Source organism: Bartonella sp. SL317 (assembly GCF_059687655.1).
On record NZ_CM185144.1, the window covers coordinates 1,587,660 to 1,608,905 of the forward strand.

General features: G+C 37.4%; 17 protein-coding genes. 4 read left to right on the forward strand and 13 right to left on the reverse strand.

Going from position 1 to position 21,246, the window contains the following annotated elements; translation table 11 throughout:
* Positions 1–123: 123 nt before the first annotated feature.
* The 6 genes from AC6ER9_RS06525 to thiC are packed head-to-tail and all read right to left on the reverse strand — an operon-like array spanning position 124 to position 5,222.
* Positions 124–882 (reverse strand): hydroxymethylpyrimidine/phosphomethylpyrimidine kinase, encoded by a 759-nt coding sequence (locus AC6ER9_RS06525; RefSeq protein ID WP_497075294.1) that lies wholly within the window; start codon positions 880–882, stop codon positions 124–126.
* On the reverse strand, positions 873–1,478 hold the full coding sequence (locus AC6ER9_RS06530; protein WP_497073978.1) for a thiamine phosphate synthase: 606 nt from the start codon (positions 1,476–1,478) through the stop codon (positions 873–875). The genes AC6ER9_RS06525 and AC6ER9_RS06530 overlap by 10 nt, the downstream gene beginning before the upstream one ends.
* The gene (locus tag AC6ER9_RS06535) at positions 1,478–2,248 is read right to left on the reverse strand and encodes a thiazole synthase (RefSeq protein ID WP_497073979.1); all 771 of its coding nucleotides are present in this window, start codon (positions 2,246–2,248) and stop codon (positions 1,478–1,480) included. Before AC6ER9_RS06535 ends, AC6ER9_RS06530 begins: the two co-directional genes overlap by 1 nt.
* A gap of 5 nt (positions 2,249–2,253) precedes the next feature.
* Complete coding sequence (gene thiS / locus AC6ER9_RS06540; protein WP_497073980.1) at positions 2,254–2,451, reverse strand: sulfur carrier protein ThiS; 198 nt, start codon at positions 2,449–2,451, stop codon at positions 2,254–2,256.
* 3 nt (positions 2,452–2,454) lie between these two features.
* Positions 2,455–3,405, reverse strand: coding sequence for a glycine oxidase ThiO (gene thiO / locus AC6ER9_RS06545; protein WP_497073981.1), 951 nt, complete (start codon positions 3,403–3,405; stop codon positions 2,455–2,457).
* Entirely contained in the window at positions 3,402–5,222 is a 1,821-nt protein-coding gene (gene thiC, locus AC6ER9_RS06550) for a phosphomethylpyrimidine synthase ThiC (protein WP_497073982.1), read from the reverse strand. The genes thiO and thiC overlap by 4 nt, the downstream gene beginning before the upstream one ends.
* 1,395 nt (positions 5,223–6,617) lie before the next feature.
* On the opposite strand from thiC, the gene bgtC reads away from it, so the two are divergent.
* A complete protein-coding gene (gene bgtC / locus AC6ER9_RS06555; RefSeq protein WP_497073983.1) occupies positions 6,618–7,592 on the forward strand; it encodes a gene transfer agent tail collar protein BgtC in 975 nt (324 codons plus the stop codon).
* Positions 7,593–8,301: 709 nt separating this feature from the next.
* Here the strand turns inward: bgtC and AC6ER9_RS06560 are convergent.
* The 5 genes from AC6ER9_RS06560 to AC6ER9_RS06580 form a co-directional block, all read right to left on the reverse strand.
* Positions 8,302–9,108: a heme ABC transporter ATP-binding protein gene (locus AC6ER9_RS06560; RefSeq protein ID WP_497073984.1), complete on the reverse strand. Its 807-nt coding sequence runs from the start codon at positions 9,106–9,108 to the stop codon at positions 8,302–8,304.
* Entirely contained in the window at positions 9,105–10,184 is a 1,080-nt protein-coding gene (locus tag AC6ER9_RS06565) for a FecCD family ABC transporter permease (RefSeq protein WP_497075295.1), read from the reverse strand. The genes AC6ER9_RS06560 and AC6ER9_RS06565 overlap by 4 nt, the downstream gene beginning before the upstream one ends.
* A gap of 20 nt (positions 10,185–10,204) precedes the next feature.
* A complete protein-coding gene (locus AC6ER9_RS06570; protein ID WP_497073985.1) occupies positions 10,205–11,110 on the reverse strand; it encodes a heme/hemin ABC transporter substrate-binding protein in 906 nt (301 codons plus the stop codon).
* Positions 11,111–11,121: 11 nt separating this feature from the next.
* Positions 11,122–12,165 (reverse strand): hemin-degrading factor, encoded by a 1,044-nt coding sequence (locus tag AC6ER9_RS06575; RefSeq protein ID WP_497073986.1) that lies wholly within the window; start codon positions 12,163–12,165, stop codon positions 11,122–11,124.
* 267 nt (positions 12,166–12,432) lie between these two features.
* Complete coding sequence (locus tag AC6ER9_RS06580) at positions 12,433–14,610, reverse strand: TonB-dependent hemoglobin/transferrin/lactoferrin family receptor (RefSeq protein WP_497073987.1); 2,178 nt, start codon at positions 14,608–14,610, stop codon at positions 12,433–12,435.
* Positions 14,611–14,866: 256 nt separating this feature from the next.
* On the opposite strand from AC6ER9_RS06580, the gene tolA reads away from it, so the two are divergent.
* On the forward strand, positions 14,867–15,646 hold the full coding sequence (tolA, locus tag AC6ER9_RS06585; RefSeq protein ID WP_497073988.1) for a cell envelope integrity protein TolA: 780 nt from the start codon (positions 14,867–14,869) through the stop codon (positions 15,644–15,646).
* 1,011 nt (positions 15,647–16,657) lie between these two features.
* Here tolA and AC6ER9_RS06590 read toward each other — a convergent pair.
* Positions 16,658–18,748: a lytic transglycosylase domain-containing protein gene (locus AC6ER9_RS06590; RefSeq protein ID WP_497073989.1), complete on the reverse strand. Its 2,091-nt coding sequence runs from the start codon at positions 18,746–18,748 to the stop codon at positions 16,658–16,660.
* Between the two features lie 251 nt (positions 18,749–18,999).
* Here AC6ER9_RS06590 and dapA point away from each other — a divergent pair, with 251 nt between their 5' ends.
* Both dapA and smpB read left to right on the forward strand, forming a co-directional pair.
* Complete coding sequence (gene dapA / locus AC6ER9_RS06595) at positions 19,000–19,884, forward strand: 4-hydroxy-tetrahydrodipicolinate synthase (protein WP_497073990.1); 885 nt, start codon at positions 19,000–19,002, stop codon at positions 19,882–19,884.
* Positions 19,885–19,902: 18 nt separating this feature from the next.
* A complete protein-coding gene (gene smpB / locus AC6ER9_RS06600; RefSeq protein WP_375695719.1) occupies positions 19,903–20,379 on the forward strand; it encodes an SsrA-binding protein SmpB in 477 nt (158 codons plus the stop codon).
* 24 nt (positions 20,380–20,403) lie between these two features.
* On the opposite strand, the gene AC6ER9_RS06605 is transcribed toward smpB, so the two are convergent.
* Complete coding sequence (locus AC6ER9_RS06605; protein WP_497075296.1) at positions 20,404–21,072, reverse strand: uracil-DNA glycosylase; 669 nt, start codon at positions 21,070–21,072, stop codon at positions 20,404–20,406.
* Positions 21,073–21,246 lie beyond the last annotated feature (174 nt).

Below are 21,246 nucleotides of genomic sequence, written 5' to 3' on the forward strand. Positions count from 1 at the left end.
TATATTCTATAATTAATTAAAGTTAAGTTTATTATATTCTGTTTATAAATTTTTATTAAAAAATATTAATTATATGAATAAAATATATCAATATTACTTTATATATGAAAAAATATAAAGATTTTAAAAACTATTTTTACAATGATTTAAAAGCAATGTGTGGGTATATTCTTTTGCTTTTTTTACAGCTGAAATAAGAGATTCATTGAGTGCTAAATGAGCCGCAATAGCACTTGAGAGAATACATCCTGTTCCACGCATTGTTCCTTTTATACGGGGAGCAGAAATATTGATGATTTCCATTTTGTCAATGAAGCTATCAATTGCAAGGGGGCCCTCTGCATGTCCCCCTTTTACTAAAACAGAACGGGCTCCCAATGATAAAAGTGTTTTTGCTTGTTGTATTGTCTCTTCATGATGAGATGCTAAAGGGGCTTGGCTGAGAACAGAGAGCTCGACTCTATTTGGTGTTAAAAGAGTAACACGTGGAAGAAGCTGATTGATCATAATTTCTATAACTTTTTCTGTTGTCAGCTTTCCTCCTGATGAGGCAACCAGTACAGGATCAAGAATAACGGGAATATGAGGATAATCTTCAAGCACACGACAAATTGCTGCTATAATTGCTTGATTTCCTGTCATACCAATTTTTATTGCGCTGATGGAATGAGCCTCTAAGGCACTGCGCATTTGTGCGGCAATCAGTTTTTCATTCATGGGGACAATTTCAGCAACGTGATGATCATCTTGTACATTGACACAAGTGATGGCTAAATTTGCTTTGATATGAAAATATGCCGCTGTTTCTATATCACGAACAATGCCAGCACCACCTGTTGGATCAGTGCCAGCAACAATGAGAATAGAAGGTGTTAACGCCATGGCTGAGTCACCGTAAGCCATTGTTTTACTCGCTCTTCGGGTTTTTTATGGAGAATAATGTCGGTAACAACAGCCGCGCTATTGGCTCCTGCGTTCAACACATCTATTGCGCGTTCTGGGGTTAAACCACCAATGCTAACGAAAGGTAAATCCCCAATCTGTTTTCTCCATTGTTTAATTTTTTCTAACCCTTGAGGTTGCCATTTCATTTTTTTTAAGATTGTTAGATAAATAGGACCAAGAGCAATATAATCAGGATGAACAGAAAGCGCGATATCCAATTCATGTTCATCATGGGTACTAAGACCAAATCTTATACCATTTCTGCGAATTTCAGGAAGATCAGCATTGCTTAGATCTTCTTGTCCAAGATGAATAAAGTTGCATTTTTCATCAATGGCTATGCGCCAATGATCATTAATAATGAGTTGTGCCCCCCATTGATCACAGATGTTTTTTGCGCGTCTGATATGTTGACGGATTGTTTGAAGATCTTCGTCTTTCATCCGCAACTGTATGAGTTTGACACCAAGAGGAACTAAGCGTTCAATCCAATCAGCATTATCAACGATGAGGTAAAATGGATCTAATTTCATCAAAAGACCGCTTTACCGATAACGGGGGTTGAAGGAACCGCTACATTGCGTGCTTCGAGAATACCGGCTTTATATCCCATACGCCCTGCCTGAATAGCTTTAGAAAATGCTTCAGCCATCAAGACAGGGTCACCTGCTTTAGCAACAGCGGTATTAAGAAGGACGGCATCATAACCCAGTTCCATAGCAACAGCGGCATGGGATGGGCGCCCAATACCAGCATCAATCACAAGAGTAACATCAGGAAGGTAAGCGCGAATAGAGCGCAGTCCATCAGTATGATGAGGGCCTTTTGCCGATCCAATAGGGGCACACCAAGGCATAATAACACGGCAACCAACATCGAGAAGCTTTTCAGCAACAATGAGATCATCGGTTGTATAAGCAAAAACTTTGAAATTTTCACTGTTTAAAATTTTTGCGGCTTCAATTAAAGAAAAAACATTGGGCTGCAAAGTATCGGAATTACCAATAATTTCGAGTTTAATCCAAGAGGTTTTAAAGAGATCACGAGCTAAATGGGCTGTCGTTACTGCTTCTTTAACAGTGTAACAACCTGCAGTATTGGGAAGTACCGTTATATCAAGCTCTTGAAGGAATTGCCAAAATTGTCCCCCTCCTTTTCCACCGGCACTTTCTCGGCGCAACGAAACGGTTATAATTTCTGTATTCGATTTATGAATAGCATCACGCAGAATTGCAGGTGAGGGATATTGCGCTGTACCTAACAGTAGACGGGATGAGAATTCACGTCCATAAAGATTCAACATAAAGATTAGCCTCCTTGCATTGGGCTTAAAATTTCTACTTTATCTCCTTCACGCAAAATAAATTGGTCGCGCGCCTCTACAGGAACAACTTGTGCATTAACAGCTGTTGCGAGCCAATTTCCTTCATACCCCAATTCCACAAGCAAGAGATTAAGAAAAGTGGCTTCTGTTTGAATTTTTTCACCATTAACAAATATCTGCATGTTTTATTCCAATGCCAATTTTACTGCTCGTTTTGCCATTTCTGGAGATAAAAGAAAACCATGTCTATAAAATCCATTTATAGAGATGTGATTACCATATTTGTATACAGAAGGGAAGTTATCAGGGTAAGCTGGACGAATTCCAACGCCGGATTCAACAATTTCTGCTTCAGCAAAAGCAGGGTGCAATGTATAGGCGGCGTTAAGCAATTCCATCATTGATCTAACCGATATGGCACCATCAAAGTCACTTTCAATCATCGTTGCACCAATCATAAAAATATTATCTTCTCTCGGTACAATATAGAGCGGAATCCGTGGATGGAGAAGACGAATTGGGCGGGAAAGTTTAATATCTTTACTGCGCACCAGCAGCATTTCACCACGCACCCCCCGTATATTTTTATCTTTTCCCAAACGAGCGATTCCTGTTGCATCAATGATCATATCAAAATCTGTTTCAGCTATTTCGACATCAACAAAACATGCACCGTTTTTTATCAGGGTTTCTTTTAAAGCAATAAGCGCTTTACGAGGATCCAGATGAGCTTCATTTTCATAAAAAAGCGCACAATCAAAATGTTCTGCAAGATCGGGTTCAAGATGCGCTATTTCTGCATGGCTTATCATTCTATGATGATGTGTCCGCTCTGAAAATCGTTTAAGTTCTACCTTATCTCGTGCTGGTGCAACGACTAAAGTTCCTTTTTGTATAACAAGATCTGGAAATGTTGTAGACCACCATCGTATGGCTTGTACACCAAGGTCTTCAACAATCTGTTCAGCATTTTCTCTTTCACAATAAGGGGCGAGCATTCCGCCCGCATACCAACTTGCCGTTCCTATAGGAGAAGAAGAAGGGGCCGATACAGTAACATGAGCGCCTTTTTGTTGTAACATAAAAGCGACGGTTAAACCACCGACCCCCGCACCTTTGATAAGGATATTCTTCAACTGTGTGCTCTCTTTTTTTGAGGTGCTTCAACATAAAGATCACCATTTTCTTGATATTTTTCAGCCATAGCAACCATCCCTTCACCTTTTGTTTTTTGGAGTGCTGCAGCATCACGAATATCATGAGAAATACGCATAGAACAGAACTTTGGTCCACACATGGAACAAAAATGCACCAATTTATGGGCATCTTTCGGCATTGTTTCATCATGAAAGCTACACGCTGTTTCTGGATCAAGAGACAGATTGAATTGATCATGCCATCTAAAATCAAATCGTGCACGTGAAAGAGCATTATCGCGCAATTGTGCTCTGGGTAAACCTTTTGCAAGATCAGCGGCATGAGCGGCAATTTTATAAGTGATGACTCCCGTTTTGACATCATTTTTATCGGGAAGTCCTAAATGTTCTTTAGGGGTTACATAGCACAACATAGCGGTTCCAAACCATCCAATCATAGCCGCTCCAATGGCGGATGTAATATGGTCATAGCCAGGAGCGATATCAGTTGTAAGAGGTCCCAAAGTATAAAAAGGGGCTTCATGACAAAGATCGAGTTGTTGTTCCATATTTTCTTTAATTTTGTGCATAGGAACATGTCCTGGTCCTTCAATCATAACTTGTACATTTTTTTCCCAAGCAATTTTTGTCAATTCTCCTAAAGTTCTCAGTTCAGCAAATTGGGCTTCATCATTAGCATCAGCAATAGAACCAGGGCGTAATCCATCTCCTAAGGAAAGAGAGATATCATAGGTGCTTGCAATATCACAAATTTCATCAAAATGCTCATAGAGAAAGCTTTCTTTATGATGATGGAGACACCATTTTGCCATAATAGAACCACCTCGTGAAACAATACCTGTGACACGATCAATGGTCATCGGAATAAATGGTAACCTTAAGCCTGCATGAATAGTAAAATAATCAACGCCTTGTTCTGCTTGTTCTATGAGAGTATCACGAAAAATATCCCATGTTAAATTTTCCGCAATACCTTGTACTTTTTCAAGTGCTTGATAAAGAGGAACAGTCCCAATGGGAACAGGGGAATTTCGAATAATCCACTCACGAATATTATGAATATTCCGCCCTGTCGAGAGATCCATTACTGTATCTGCTCCCCAACGAATGGCCCAAACCATTTTATCAACTTCTTTTGCCATTGAAGAAGTTACGGCAGAATTGCCAATATTGGCATTAATTTTAACACGAAAATTGCGTCCAATAATCATTGGTTCGCATTCTGGATGATTGATATTTTGAGGAATAATAGCGCGTCCATTTGCAATTTCATTGCGAACAAATTCCGCAGTATAAATTTCTGGTATTTCTCCACCCAATGGATTTGATTGCGCTTTTTGTTGATCTTTTACGGCTAATCCTTCATTTTCTCGTATAGCAACATATTCCATCTCTTCTGTAATAATCCCCGCACGTGCATACGCCATTTGTGTAATTTCTTTACCACTTTTGGCACGTAAAATAGGACGTTTTTGTTCAAAGGCTGGTATAGGAGAGCCTGTTAATCCATTATCTTCAGGTTTAATTGGGCGTGCAGGATAAGGTTCAGTATCAGCACGATTAGAGAGCCAAGATGAGCCAATTGCAGGTAAACCTTTGGTAAGATCAATGTTTGCATCTTTGTCGGTATAGGGGCCAGAAGTATCATAAACATTTAAAGGTTCTTCACCACTACCATGGGTTAATGAAATTTCACGCAATGGAACACGTACATCAGAAAAGAGCAGGCTCTGTTGATAAATTTTGCGTGAAGCGGGAAAGGGACCACAACTGATTGATGGAATATTTTTTGGCACAAACTTTTTCCTTCTAAATACAGAGTTTAAAAACCAAGGTGGTATGGGGATATATTCAAACGATCAATTATGTACTCTTAAATGAAGAAAGACTTATAATACTTTATAGTCAGCGGCCTTCAACAAAGCTTAAGAAAATTTATTTTGAAAAGATTAATGCAATATTTAAATAATATCTGCACTCCCCCCATGTAAACACTTTTATGAGCACAGATATGATTGGCTTAAATACGGATATTGTCAATCACAAAGATATATTTTTAAAGATTTTGATGTATTTTTAGAGAATGGAAATAGATATTATGAAGCGATAAACTATAATATTAAGAAGTTATCTTGGAGAGTTAAAGGGATAGCAAATGCTCACATCAATGGAGCATTTTTGGTTTTTTTATTAATGAGCCAGATGAGTTTGCAAAATAGTTTGGAAAATGCTTACTTTTATATCGTAATGAATTAAAGAAAACACCAATAATTACGAGATCATGTTTAAAAGGATTTATTGTTCTTGCAAAAAAAATATACCTATAATAAAATATATACACTAGGAGAGCCGTTTTAAGTGTGGAGGGGAGAAGGCGGTTACAAAGCGTTGGTTTTAAAAAGCTGGTGATATGTTTTTGTAAGAAGTTGGGGGTGAGGGCATATTTCTTAGGGCCCAGATCGGATATAATCTTCAGAGATACAATTTTAGATTTGAGAAAAGTCTTGTGATCTTGCCTTAGTATTTCAGTTTACTGAAGAGAAGAGATTATCATATCGAATATATTCTCTATGATACATTAAGGTTGAAGAGAAGTCAGTTCAAAAAATATTGGTACTGATCTCGTAATACACTTTCAGAAATAAATTGAATGAAATAGAATAAAGTATCTGCATGTAAATAAAAATATAATGAAGCATGCGAAGAATTTGAAGCTAACTTTTGATTTTTTTTAATATAAATCATAGTCAAAAGATAAACTTAACATATTAAAAAAACAAAGTATCTCATTAAAAATTTAAATCAGCAATTTTATATGTAGATGGCAAATTATTGTATTCAATAATGGTTATGTCACATCCATAGCGATAGAAGAATTAAAAAGTATTTTTAAACTTTGCAACAAGATGCAAGCTTAAAAATACAATTGTATAACAACAATAAAGCAACCAAGTAAGATATTAAGTAACATCAGATGAGATGGCTATATTACACATTAGAAATGGAAGCATTTAAGACTGATATTATAAAAAATCTGATGAAATGAGCTTATTAAATTGAAAGGAGTGAAGAAAGAACGCGTAAAATATGGAGATTGTACAGTGGTTATGATGTAACAATGCGGTAAGAACATTTTACAGCATAGAACGAAAAATTATTAGAAAAACGATGAACATTATGGGGGATTTATAATGTCTAATATTTACGATTGGTCACTAAAAGCTGATGAAAATGCTCATTCAGATAATATCATTAATTGGGCAGAAGGTCAGCCACCTAGTTCTGTCAATGATAGTGCGCGGGCGATGATGCAACGCGTGCGTGAATATCTTGCAGATAATGGCGGATCTATTGACTCAAGCTTTGTGATTAATGCGGAAGATAAAACAACATTAATTACTTTAAAGACAGTTTCGTCTATAAAGAAATATAACAATGATATCGTTATACGTTTTAAAGCGCGTGGTATGAATATTGGCACAACGACAGTAATTGTTAATAACATAGGAGAAAAACTTATCTATAAAGCCACTGATGCAGGCATTATACCATTAGAAGGAGGAGAATTACAAACAGATGGCATCTATGAAATGGTATACAATAATGGTTTTTCAATACAAGAGCATGAGGGGTGGTATTTATTAAATCCTACACCACCAAAGATAGAAATTTTTCCCGCTGGATTTATTGCGACATTTGCTATGCAAGAAGTACCAGTCGGTTGGCTTTTATGTGATGGTAAAGCCTATAAACGTGAAGATTATCCGCAGCTATTCAAGGCAATAGGCGATACATGGGGAAAAGACAGTGAAACAACTTTTAAAGTTCCAGATTTTAGAGGCATGTTTTTGCGTGGTTTTGATGATGGCCGTGGTCTAGATGAGGATAGACAATTTGCCAATGAACAGCAAGATAGCATAAAGTCGCATACGCATATTGGAACCATTGAAGAATCAGGTGAGCATACACACAATTTTCAATATAAAGGCGTTGGATGGCAGACTGGTGATATTGGGAGAGCATCGCGTTATTATACCTATGATGCTACCTTGCAAGGGACAACAGATCCTGTTGATGCACATACACACAAGATAACTCTTTCCCATACAGGTGAGGCAGAAACGCGACCTGTTAATACAACGGTTGTCTATGCTATAAAATCATGAGCATGATCGAGGAATAAAGAAGCTCTACAGATTTGATAATTTTACTAACGCGGAATTATTCCGCGTTATTTTTATGTATGTGAAAAGAAAACGTATACTATTAATACGATACTTAAAAGAGTCAAAAAATAATTTTTAAATGATTGGAGGCCGTTGAATCTGTAGAGCTGATGATATAGCTTAAATTGTAATTTTTTATAATGATGACATAGAGAAAATGTGTAAAAATCATTTTAAAATTTATCCTTGAGTGATCTTGAGATATACTTTTTCGTAAGATGTTTTGAGAGGGGAAAAAGAGAGAGCGTTATTCAATTTGATGCATGAAAAAGTGCAATGTTTGTAACGTTTTTTATTGTGCACAAACAACAGACCTCTCTATGAAAGTCATTCATCTCATAAAGAGATTTTTCCTTTGTTAAACTTATTTCTTAGATCATTTTCATAAAGACAAGAGTGATAAAAAGAGCCGAAAATGTGTATTTCATGTTATATAAACGCGTGATAAAAAAATAAAAACTCCAATATTTCTAGTTACGTAAAATCTTAAATGATTTTAATGAGGTGGTTTTTTCTAAAAATATCTTTTGGGTGTATGTTTTAATGACAGATAACAGAAAGACACTTATGTAAAATAAAACAAACTCTTGAATATTGGCATGTTTTATTTTTCTCATGGCTTTTAACTTTGAGACTAAAGCTGATGGTTTTAGGATTTGACTTCATAGGAAGATGCTGTTTGAGGGAGTATAAACGGGATATCTTCTTTAGGTAATTCAGAAACGTTTAAGGAACAATGATAAACATTGCGGAGATTTTGTGTTGTCAAAACGGCAGAAGCATTTCCTTCGCAATAAATCTCTCCCTCTTTGAGCAAGATCATGCTATCTGCATAATGTGCCGCGAGATTGAGATCGTGAAGAACAGCAAGAACGCCACCACCAGAATGAGCAAATTGTTTTGCAATATCCATAACGATAATTTGATGTTGAATATCGAGGCTAGCAATAGGCTCATCTAATATCATCCAACGAGGAATTCCATTATAAATGGGTTCCCAGATTTGACAGAGAACACGCGCAAGTTGTACACGCGCTTGTTCTCCACCTGATAATTGGTGATAATACAGGTTACCGTAATCAGAAAGGTCAACACGCTCTAAAGCTTCTTGGATAAGATTTTGTAATTTGGCTTTGGCAGTGGTAATTTGATTTACGGAAAGGCCAAGGCCTACAACTTCATGGACTAAGAATGGAAATACAAGCGTTGTTGATTGCGGGAGTACAGCGCGCATTTTTGCCATCTCATAAATCTTTGTTTGTCGGATGTCATAACCATTTAAGATTATTTTTCCACTGTAAGGAATTTCCCCACTCAATGCTTTGATAAAAGTACTTTTTCCAGATCCGTTGGGACCGATAATGATGGTAAAAGCCCCACTTTTAGCTTGAAGATTAATATGGTTAAGAATCTGTTTCTTTCCGCGTTGAACGCAAATATCTGTTGCTTCAATCATGAAAAATCTGTTCCTCTTTTGCATATAAGGATCCACAGAAAGAAGGGAGAACCAAAAAGCGCTGTTACGATTCCAATTGGTAATTCTGCGGGGGCAACAATTAAGCGTGAAAATGTATCAGCAAAAATAAGTAATGTTGCTCCCAAGAGGGCAGAATAAGGAATGAGATAGCGGTGATCAGGACCAATAAGCTGACGTAAAATATGAGGAACAATAATCCCAATAAAACCAATACCACCACTGACAGCAACAGAACTACCACACATAAGAGCAACAAGGGGAATAGCAATATTTTTAACACGTTGCACAGGGAACCCGATATGGCCAGCAACAGCTTCTCCAAGAGCCAGAGCATTCAGTGCGCGTGATAAAAAGGGAGAGAAAAGAAGACCAATGAAGATGAAAGGGAGAACAAGCCATACTTTCAACCATGTTGCACCCGCAAGAGAACCAAGACTCCAAAAAGTGATATCACGTAATTGTTGGTCATTGGCCATAAAAATCAACGTTCCGACAACTGCACTACTTAAGGCACCAAGAGCGATACCAGCAAGTAACATGGTTGCAATAGAGGTAAAGCTATGATGCGTTGCGATTATATAGAGAATAATCGTTGATAAAAGCCCACCACAAAAAGCACCTATGATAACTTTGTAAGGCTCTAGAAAAGGTACAAATGAAACAGGAAAGGCAAAACCTACAACAATGGCTAAAACAGCACCAAGACCGGCTCCTGCTGAGACACCTACGATGCCAGGATCCGCAAGCGGATTACGAAAAAGTCCTTGCATAAGAACGCCGGAGACAGCCAAAGCGGCACCGATCAATAACCCTAAGATAACGCGAGGAAGCCTTATATCGATAAATATGAGATAATCGCGTGTTTTACGACTGACAGAAAATTCTTGCGTAAACATGCTATAGAGAAAATCAAAAAGTGAAGTATTGGAAGCACCATTTAAAAGTCCGCTTAAAATACTAAAGACGAGGAATATTATGAGGCCTAATAAGAGTATTCTTCTCGCATTTTCACGATTTGTTTTTTTATTTTTTTCTGTTTCAGATGCATAAGCCATAGATGGATTTTCTGCCAATTCTATCCGTTTTTATCGTTTTGGTTTGCACCATAAAGCATATGAATAAGGTCTCTTGATGCTTCTGCAGTGCGTGGACCAAATCCTAAAAGGTACATAGCATCCATTTGTTTAATGGCATGATTTTTAGCGGCAGTTGTTGCTTGAATTGCTGGTATAGCTAAAAGCTTTTCAAGATTAGTAGATTTTTCACTATGTGTTATAAGTAAAATAGCATCAGGATTTGCTTTCAATAACGCTTCGTTATTGAGAAGCTTATACCCTTTATAATCCGTAATGGCATTGATAGCCCCTGAGAGTTTTATGATACCATCAGCCGCTGTATCTGTTCCAGATGCCATAACGCGTCCATTTTGCACGGACAAAATAAAAAGCACACGCTTTGGTTTGGTTACTTTTGCCAAAAGAGCATCATTTTCTACAAAATCGCGACTTACTTTTTGAATGAGATCAGCAGCTTGTGCTTCACGATGGATGGCTTTTCCAACAAGGCGAATTTTTTCTATGACACTTTCTCGAGAATAGTTTTCAGGTATGATCACGATAGGAATTGACGTTTTTTTAAGAATTTCAATTGTTGAAGGGGGCCCACTTCCTTCAACGAGTAAGATGCCTTCTGGAGAAAGAGATAGAACACCTTCCGGTGAAAGAGTACGCATATAGCCAAGTACAGGAAGTTTAAGGGCTTCTTTGGGATAAACGCTCGTACTATCACGGGCAACAAGTCGATCTTGTGCGCCTAATGCATAAACAATTTCTGTAAGAGAACCACCAATGGAGACAATTCGTGCATTTTCAGAAAAATACGTGGTAGGTTCAGCAATGACTCTTTGAGAAAAAAAGCTAAGAGAAAGCGATATAAAAAGAAGAAAAAAGCTTAAATGTCTGCGCAAAAGAAGTATAAGCATATCTCGTCTTCCTAAGCGACGACTAATTCTTGATAGAGCGGAAGAGATTTCAATAAAGAACGCCAATCTTCACGTTCTTTTTGACCTTCTTTGCGCAGGCCAAAGAATTGAACAATCATTTCATCATTCTTATCGAAAACTTCAAGTGAACTGACATATCCATCACGGGTAGGTTTGCGAACATGCCATACACTCGCAATTCCAGACGTGAGTAAATGGAGGTCAAATCCTAGATCAAGAACATTAAGCCAAGGTCCCATTTGCTTAATATTTTTTACAATTCCACTAAAAATTTGAATACATCCCTTATTTCCAACAAAGCACATAATGGGCAATTCTTGTTGTGCAGCTTGATTTAACATTATTTCAACAGCATCTATCTGCAATTCTTCGGCAAATTCATTGCCAGCATATTTTACAGCATGATGTCGATTAATTTTAAATTCAGAAATAATTTCGTGAAGTTGGTGTACGTCGGTCATTTTCCGCCAACGATCCCGAAACTTCTCAATGTCCGATTCTGTTATGTCACAATGAATGGGGAGAGAAACAGGAAGAATGTCGAGAACAGAAGATTGATCTTCAAGAAGGAGCTTCTCAACAAGTTCATTCCACTCTTCCATATTCGTCATATCTTGAGAATAGATTTTTAAAATAGCAACGCCATGTGGATCAAAGAATTGTAAACTTTTTGCAGGTTTTCCACGAATGATGAGATCATATTCAAAACCAAACTTCCAGTATTTCGTAAAAATACGCAAATCAATTTCACCAAGTGTTATAGGAACATATTGATTTTGAACAATTTTTTCAAAACATCCTGTTATTTCATGAACAGCATGCTCGTTGCGTGTTAAGACCATGACTTTTCCAAGTCGAGGAGCACTCTCCAAGAGAGTAGCAACATTAGTTTGTAGCTTTTTTGCTTTTCCAACGGTACAATAAGCCGCAATCAGTTCCGCTTCAGATATACCAATCGAAACGGCAAAATCACGGTTTCGCATTTCTTTTTTTTCTTCACGCAAACGAAGAATCATTTCAGCTGTATGGGGCATGGACTTCAACCTTATTTTACTTAACTCAAAAACGAACTCTCAAATTTTACATTCCACGGTGATAGATTGAACGCTTAAAGAAGTTCAATCTATCACAAAATAACGCTTGATCACCAACAGCAGAACAATCAAAAAACGATAAAATAGAAGGAATACAAGCTTCTCTATCAAATCTTTATAATTCTAAAGACGTTAAAAACAGAAACACAAATAAATTATCCTTTTATCGATATGACTTTCTATTAACTAAATCGCTAACAGAAGTGATTAAAATTTTTGTACAAACGATATCTTAAAGTTGCGACCAGGCTGGCTATAATAATCCTTTGGTGTTGAACTTTTTCCTGAAGGAAGCTCTGATGCATTCCAATATTTTGTATTGAAAAGATTATAAACACCAGCTCTTAGAACAGGCCCCGTTTCACCGAATGGTTTCCACCATCCTGTCATATCAACGACACGATATCCTGGAATTTTTTGATAATCAGATTCCTCTGCTACTTTATCACGTTTGGCCGCCAAAGTAAGGATAATATCGCTTCCCCAAGACTCTTTTGCATATCCCAATCCAATAACGGCCTTTAAAGGAGGAATTGAGTTAAGATATTCTTTTTTATCAAGATCTTTTCCTTGTGAATAAGCAAGAGCAACATTGCTATGAAAACCGTTTTTAAGAACTAAATGCGCTTTTGTTTCAACACCAAAAATTTGCACACGTAAACGATTCATGTAATGCTTACGCGACAATCTAAATTCTTCTGATGGTCCTCTCTCCTCGGTATCTATGAAATTCTTATATTGGTTAATAAAGGCGTTAAATGAACCACCAAAACTTGTATTTCCATACCGCAGGCCAACATCATATCCATTGCTTGTTTCTGGTTGAAGATCAGGATTTCCCTTCACGTAATAAGCAGAAGGTTTGATATAAGAGACGTAAAGTTCCGAAATACGCGGTGCACGAAAAGCTTGTGCCCACTGAGCATAGAGTGTTACTTGATTACGAACATCCCATTCTACACGTACTTTAGGAGAAAAGCGTGATCCGTTTCTCTCGGGAGGGAATTTATCAGAAATCAGTGCTTTCTCATAAGCAGGTGTTTTCTGAGGAACATATTTATACCAATCATACCGAATTCCTGGTGTTACACGAAAACGATTATCAACCAAACCAATTTCATCTTCAAAAACAAAACCTAAATTGTAGCCATTGGTATCTGGTGAATCTGACCGGTTAGCAGGAACAAAAAGACATCCTCTCGCGTATTCTTTTATATGACAATTGTCTTTTCCGAACAAATAGTGATGAAATTTAGATGACGAAACATTCGTTGCAAACTTTAATGTATGACTTACAGTGCCAAAATCTATTTTTTTAAGTGCATCAGCATTGAAACCATAATTGATATTACGCAAAAAATTATCTCTCAAATAATCGCCTTTGGGGGCTGAAACACGAACACCAGTTATAACGTTACGATCTGATTGTCTTTGCCAATAAAGCTGCCCACTAAACGCATCAAGAATCGCATCGCCGTTACCATTATAATTATAAGAAAGAGAAAAACGCTCACGAAGTTTATCATCCTGTTCATAAACGGAACCTGGAGTGTATCTCTTAGGTGAATTTAATTCATGCGTATTACTATTATGACCAAAACGTTCTGCGGTAAAACCAAGCCGATGATTATCACTCAAATATTGATGAATTTTAAAAAGCAAGTTATTTTTGTCAAATTGAGAGGGGTTTTTACGTGTGCGTTCTTCATATCCTTCCACTGTTCCCATATTTTTGCGCTCATGACCTTCTACATAAGACCCTTGAAAAAGCAAAAATGTCCGATAATTGCGCACAGCAAAAGCTTGATCGATACGCCAGCTGTTATCAACAGAATGATAACCACCTTTTATAAGGCTTCCCCAATTTTTTCCTTCCACGATAAGGTCTTCAGGATCAAGGGTCCGCAATGCAATTATCCCCCCTAGGGCGCCAGAACCATAAAGACTAGAATCCGATCCTTGAATAGTATCAAATGTAGAAAGAGCATTAAAATCAAAAGTTGTGTTTCCGCCCCCACCACGGAATATATCATTAAACCATGGAAGAGAAATACCATCCATTGTCGTAAGAACACGATTTGCATCTAAACCACGAATAACGAAACTATTATTTTCTGAGTTATAGGAGACAGAAGGATTAAGACGACTCACATCATAAGCATCAGTTATTTGTTTTTCATCAATATTCTTATTGGTCTTACGATCAGTTAGAACGGTTATTAAATTTGAAGGGTCTTCTATTTTTTTTCCTTTAATAAGGATTGGTTTAAGCTCAGTCACAGCATTCTTGTCGCTGTTTTGTGCAAAAACAAATGAAGGTATACAGACCGACAACGCACCTAAAATCACACAGCTCTTATGGATATTTTTTCGTCTTATTTGCATAACACATTATAACCTTTTTTTTTAACATCCCCTCTCTAAGCTTGAAATTTTACATATAAAAATGTCCGTAAAAACGCTTGACTTAACCCTATCAAAAATTAGCCAACCAAGCAGGAATGATTTAATAATATAAAATCACAGAGAGACCATATTAAACATGATAAAATCAGTCAAGAAAAAAGTTGCAATTTCAAAATAGCTTGTTTTAATGAGATGAAATACCAATATTACACTTAGAATAGTGGCGGAATCAACGATGAATTTTGCAAATACGAGGCAGTTATCAACTCTTTGGATTGGTGCATTTGTTGGCGCTCTTTCTTTGCATATTGCATTGGGAACACAGTTTTATTTTCGAAAGACTGGTATCAATAATGGTATGCCTTCGTCGATGGTTATGCTGACTCTTGCCCAAGAGGTTCTATATTTGGATACTGATGTAGATTCATCAAATCCAGATTATGATACAGATTTATTAAGTATCAGCACAAAGTCAGAACTATTACAGCCGGATCTTGCAGAAAAAGAGCCAGAGATATTGGACACAGTAGATGAAATTCAACCGGAAGAGCAGCGACATACTGTAGAAAAAGATGATTTTACAGAAAAAAAATTGGAAGAATCTCTTCCTCAAAAAGCAGAAGATAAAATATTTGAGAAAAAAACAAAACCAAAGGCCGTTGTAAAGAAGCAACCTCTAAAGGCCGTGCGTTCATCAACCGCCAGACAGAGCGGCAGTACAGCAGGGCTTGAAGATATAGTGTTAATGGAGTGGTTAGCAAAGGTACAGTCACAATTAGAAAAGCAAAAAAATTATGTTGTAGGACAACGTACCAGTCGGGCAAAAGGAACGGTGAAATTAGAGTTTAGGGTACATGAGCGGGGGAGTATTTTTTCCAGCCGTGTCGTCGTTTCTGCTGGAGATCCAGAGCTTGATCGATTGGCCATGGCAGCCCTTCAACGTGTTGGTTCTTTTCCTCCCCCTCCACCATCAAAAATGAATAAAGCGATCAGAGTATCCTTGATATTTAGTTGATTTTTATGGGAGGCTATTCGTATAATATATTCACTTATAATAATTTTTATTATTTTATAATTTGAATGAGATATGGTTTTCTCCAAATCTTTTTAATGTTGAATCAGTCAAAACCATTCGCTTGATACGTCAAAAGAGAGAATACGGATAAAAAACTTGAGCAGTGAACATATTTTTCTGAATACCCTAAATGAATGGGCTGTTGCAACATTGGATATTAGGGGATGATAAGGCTATCATTTTTATCTCATTAAAATAATATATCTAATTGCTTTTTATAGCATTTATGAGAGGCTTTTTATAAGTACTCTTCAGGTTCACCGTTGTGAAATAAACTTAGAAATACCAAAAAATCTTTTTTAACAAAAAAAGCATAAGAAATAAATACTATTTGAGTGAGATATTCTGTTTTGTATGAAGGATGTAAATTCATATATATAAATGAGAGATACAAAAGGCAAAGGTTCATCTTCATTCTTTAAAGATATTGATATGTTTTTAGAGTCGTCAAGCTGAATGAAAAGGGAAGGGGCGAGAGGATATTTTGTTAAGATTTTCATGTCCAATGAATCTCTCTTTCTGATTCAGAATGATCCAAGTAGATAGATGCAACAATGCCTCCTGTTTAGTATAGAAATATTGTATAGAAAAAATATTCTTAAAAGATTCTGTTGTATAAGAGTTGAATGTTGATGAATAAGAAACAGTAAAAAAGAGTGAACTATTCGTTTCACTCTTTTTACATTGAAGCCTCTGTGATATTATTGTTTATGTGTTAAGATGAAATGCACTATTTGTGCAACATGATGATTTGTAATGATAAATCATTATTTTATATTTGAAATGAGAGCCCCGAATAGCCAAGGATTTTTCCATTTCAGCTCTATTGCTCCTAAATCAGTTTAAATCACAGATTTGCACTTCATAAAGCAGGGTTATATGCGGGTACTCTTTAGAAGAGGATAAAATGTTTCTTAAGAACACCATGCTATTAGGGAAGATTAAGGCATATTATTTCCAGCGACCCGAAAGCAGGTCGGTTTTGATATCTATTTTTCCAGTGAGTCGTGCTTTGTAGACACCGTAATTTTCCATGACACGCATCACATAATTGCGTGTTTCTGTATAAGGAATGCGCTCAATCCAATCAATGATGTTATCAAGAGATTGTCCTCGAGGATCGCCATAACGTTTTATCCATTCATTGGCTCGACGGGGACCAGCATTATAGCCAATAAGCGTTAGTATATAGGATCCATTAAAACGTTCCAATTGTTCATTGAGAAAATGCGCCCCTAATGTTGCATTATAACGAGCATCACTGCCGAATTTTTTATGAGACCATGCGATTGAGTATTTTTTTGCGAGTGCCTTTGCTGTTGTAGGAAGCAATTGGAGTATGCCTTGTGCTCCTGCTTTTGATATGGCTGTCGGATTAAATTCGCTTTCTTGACGAGCAATGGCATAAATAAGTGATTTTTCTTCTACAGAAATATGAGTAGAAGCTGGTATGGCTCCCAGAGGATGAGCAAGTGCTCCGACATTTTTTCCCTGAAATGCAGCCATTTTTCCGATTTTGAGGCTGGTATAATAGTCCCCATTTTTTTCTGCCATAACAGCCAGAAGAGCTAATTCACCGGGGCTTTCTATTTTTTTTCCGAGTTCTCTATAAAAAACTTTAGCAAAATCAGTATAGCCGGCTTCTTCAAGACGTTGAATGGCTTTGATCGCTTTTCGTGCACTAAAATGTTGTCGCTCAGCGGTTGTGGGCTTAGGAAAGGAAATGTTCAGCTTTTTTTGGTTGAGTCGTGCAGCGGCTAATTGACCATAATAAGTTGTACCGAAATGAGCTGCGCGATGAAAGTAATGCTGGGCATTTTTGTGTTCTCCTAGCGCTTCTGCTGTTCGTCCCATCCAATAATATCCACGTGATGCAGAAAAAGGTAAAGAAGAGAGTTGAGGAATGCGTGAAAAATGCTGCATTGCTAATTTAGGGTTATGAAGAAACCGCAGTGCGTACCATCCTGCATGAAACTGAGCATCGACAGCTAATTCAGATTTCATACCCGTGTGCATTACAACGAGTTTATAAGCCATTTTTGGTTTATTTAAATCGAGCATTTCGCGAGAAAGGGCCCGTTGTTCTTTCCATAATGAATAAGAATTCATAAGATGGAAGGCATCTTTTGATGTTTTCATCATGAGCGCTGCAGCTGCATCATATTGCTCTGTTTTCCGAAGGTGGCGTATTCGGGCAAACTGAAAGAAAGAATTTTTTTTCCATACTCTCTCTATAGCTTTTAATTTTTGTGTCGCTTGAGGGGCATTTTTTTCAACGGCTACAAAAGCATCAAAAAGAGATTGGGCATGGGCTAATTTTGCAATACGTGCCGCTGAATCAAAACGATGTGCATATAGCATAGACTGCATGCGTTTTAAATGATCAATGGGTTTTAAGGCAGCGCTTGCATTTTTAAGCACAAACATTTCTTCCTTTGCATTAAGCGGTGTTTTATGCCACCACGGTGCAATAACGTGTTGAGCACGGGTGACCTGTCCTGTTGCTATAAGGGCGCTAGCAAAGAGAGCCATGCCTTGTGCAGTTCGGGGGGAATGATGAGAAAATTTTTGAATGATGGTGCGTGTAACATTGGTTTCATTCAGAAAAGCACGCTCGGCATTGCGTTGCATCGTTTCTATACCTGGCCATCCTTTTAGCGTGTTGATTGCATAAAATATTTCAGAGCTTGGTATATTATCTTGGTTGGATATTCCCAGCGCCCATGTCAAAATGTAACGATCAAGGCTTTGTTTTTTCAATGAATTACGAAGACTTATTGCTTTTACAATATTGTTATTCGCAAGGGCTTCTAGTCCAGCTTTTAGTTGCTTGAGTGTTGCAGCATTGTGTACTGTCGTGTCTTTTTGTTGAAGAGGTTGACCTTCTTGTTTTACGACAAGGGTGGTAGGGCGTGCCAAAGGGATGGGTACTTTTCCATGTAAAAGGGGCGTTTGTGCATAGGCACTTGAAAGTAAAATCCTTATTGCCAGTATAAATACAGTAAAGGTTGATACGAAAAGAGAGGTGGAAGATACGCGCATAGAAAAAAGACCTTGAGACCTTGCTTTTTGTAAAAAAACTTAAGGATTTATAGAACATAAGCATGAAAAACGCGTTAATACAGATAGTTTCTTTTAAAGAAATGTTCAAAATTTAAGGGAAAACAAGTTCATCTTATCGAGGCTTTTTTCAAATTCATCTTGCTTCAATGATGGAGCAAGATTATGCTCTATTTAAAATTTATAAAGGCGATTATAAAAAGAATAAAAGCGAACATTATAGGGAGTTTATCATGCTCAAGGGAGCTATAACTGCGCTTATCACACCGTTTGATCATAAGGGTGCAATTGATGAGAAAGCGTTTTGTGATTTTGTTGAATGGCAGATCACACAAGGAATTAATGGTGTAAGTCCTGTTGGGACAACAGGTGAATCAGCGACTTTAAGTCATGAAGAACATAAACGAATTATAGAATTGTGTGTTAGGCAGGTTGCAAAGCGTGTTCCTGTTGTTGCTGGAGCAGGATCCAATAGCACAAGTGAGGCTATAGAGCTTGCACAATACGCTCAAAAAGCTGGTGCAGATGCCGTTTTGGTTGTGACTCCCTATTATAATAGACCCAATCAGTCTGGTTTATATAAGCACTTTTCTTCTATCGCCAAAGCAGTTTCTATTCCGATTATAATTTATAATATTCCAGGTCGTTCTGTTATCGATATGGCTGTAGAAACGATGCGAGAGCTTTATCAAGATTTTAGCAATATTATTGGTGTTAAGGATGCAACGAGCAGAATTGAGCGCGTGAGTGAACAAAGTGAAAAGTGCGGCAAAGATTTTGTGCAACTTTCCGGTGATGATTGCACAGCATTAGGGTTTAATGCTCATGGAGGTGTTGGATGTATTTCGGTTTCCTCCAATGTTGCTCCAAAACTTTGTGCAGAGCTTCAAGCCGCTTGTTACCATGGTGATTATAAAACAGCACGGAAATTAAATGATCGTCTCATGCCTCTCAATCGTGCGGTATTTATTGAACCGAGTCCTGCCGGTATTAAATATGCTGCTGCAAAATTAGGATTTTGTGGTGAGACTGTACGTTCTCCGATTGTTCCATTAACAGAGAGCACAAAGAAGATTATCGATGCTGCTCTTAATCATGCTGGTCTTTTAAAAGCGTAAAATGATATTAACAAAGCCATGAATAAAAAAAAGAATGCGCCCGTACGGAAAATAATTGCTGACAATCGTAAAGCACGTTTTAATTTTGAAATCCTAAATAGTCTTGAGGCGGGCCTTGTTCTTCAAGGAGCGGAAGTGAAGTCTTTACGTTCTAATCATGCGAATATTGCTGAAAGCTATGCTAGTTTTGAAAATGGGGAATTATGGTTAGTAAACAGCTATATTCCTGAATATACGCAGGCTAATCGTTTTAACCATGAGCCGCGACGTTTGCGTAAGTTATTACTTTCAAAACGTGAGATGGCACGCTTTTTTAATGCAACATCGCGTGAAGGAATGACTCTTGTTCCTCTCAAACTTTATTTTAATGAACGGGGACGTGTTAAGTTAGAGATTGCTCTAGCACGTGGAAAAAAACTTCATGATAAGCGCGAAACGGAAAAAAAACGTGATTGGGGACGCGAAAAAGCAAGACTTTTAAAAAGATATGGATGATCGGCTTGGATATCCTTTATTAATTTAACATTGATCCAAGTATGTTTTTGCTGCTTGAAAAATTTGGTGAAACATAGCGTCTGTTAAGCGACCAGTATTCGTATTATAACGAGAACAGTGATAGCTTGAAAAGATGCGTAATCTGCCAATGTTATTAATTTTACCATGTCCAAAAGGGTGAGCTAGAACTTTTGCATTAAGAGCGCGTATCGTTGAATGGTGTGCAATGGTACCTAAGGTAATAACGGCTTTGAGTTTGGGAAGATTTGTTAAAAGAGGCGAAAAAAAAGAGCGGCATGTATTAATTTCTACACCGGTGGGCTTATTTTCTGGTGGAACACAACGAACAGAGTTAACAATTGCAGCATCAATCAGTTCAAGAGTATCGTCTGCTCTTTCTTCAAAAACGCCTTGTGCAAACCCGAATTTTTTTAAAGTAGAATAAAGTAAGTGCCCAGCATAATCACCCGTAAATGGACGTCCAGTTCGATTGGCTCCGCGTAATCCAGGAGCAAGACCAACAATGAGAAGACGCGTTGTTTCTGCTCCTTTGTAGGGAAAGAAAGGGCGTACCGGTGCATTATGCCAACTTGGTTCTTTTATACGCCAGTCGGCAATAAACTGATGGAGTCTAGGGCATAAATTACAATTTGAGGGTGGTTCTGGGCAAAGCGATGTTAATGGGCTATTCATGGCGTTAAGCATCAATTATTCTTTATTCTTTTGAGTCTTTTGTGGTGTGTATGACGGGTTATGTTTGGATAAACAACCTAGAATATAAATAAACTGCTTTAGAAAAAAGTTTAATATAAATTCATTGGCTAATTATGATGTCATAAGAGGCAATTTTTTAGTCATTTATTTAAT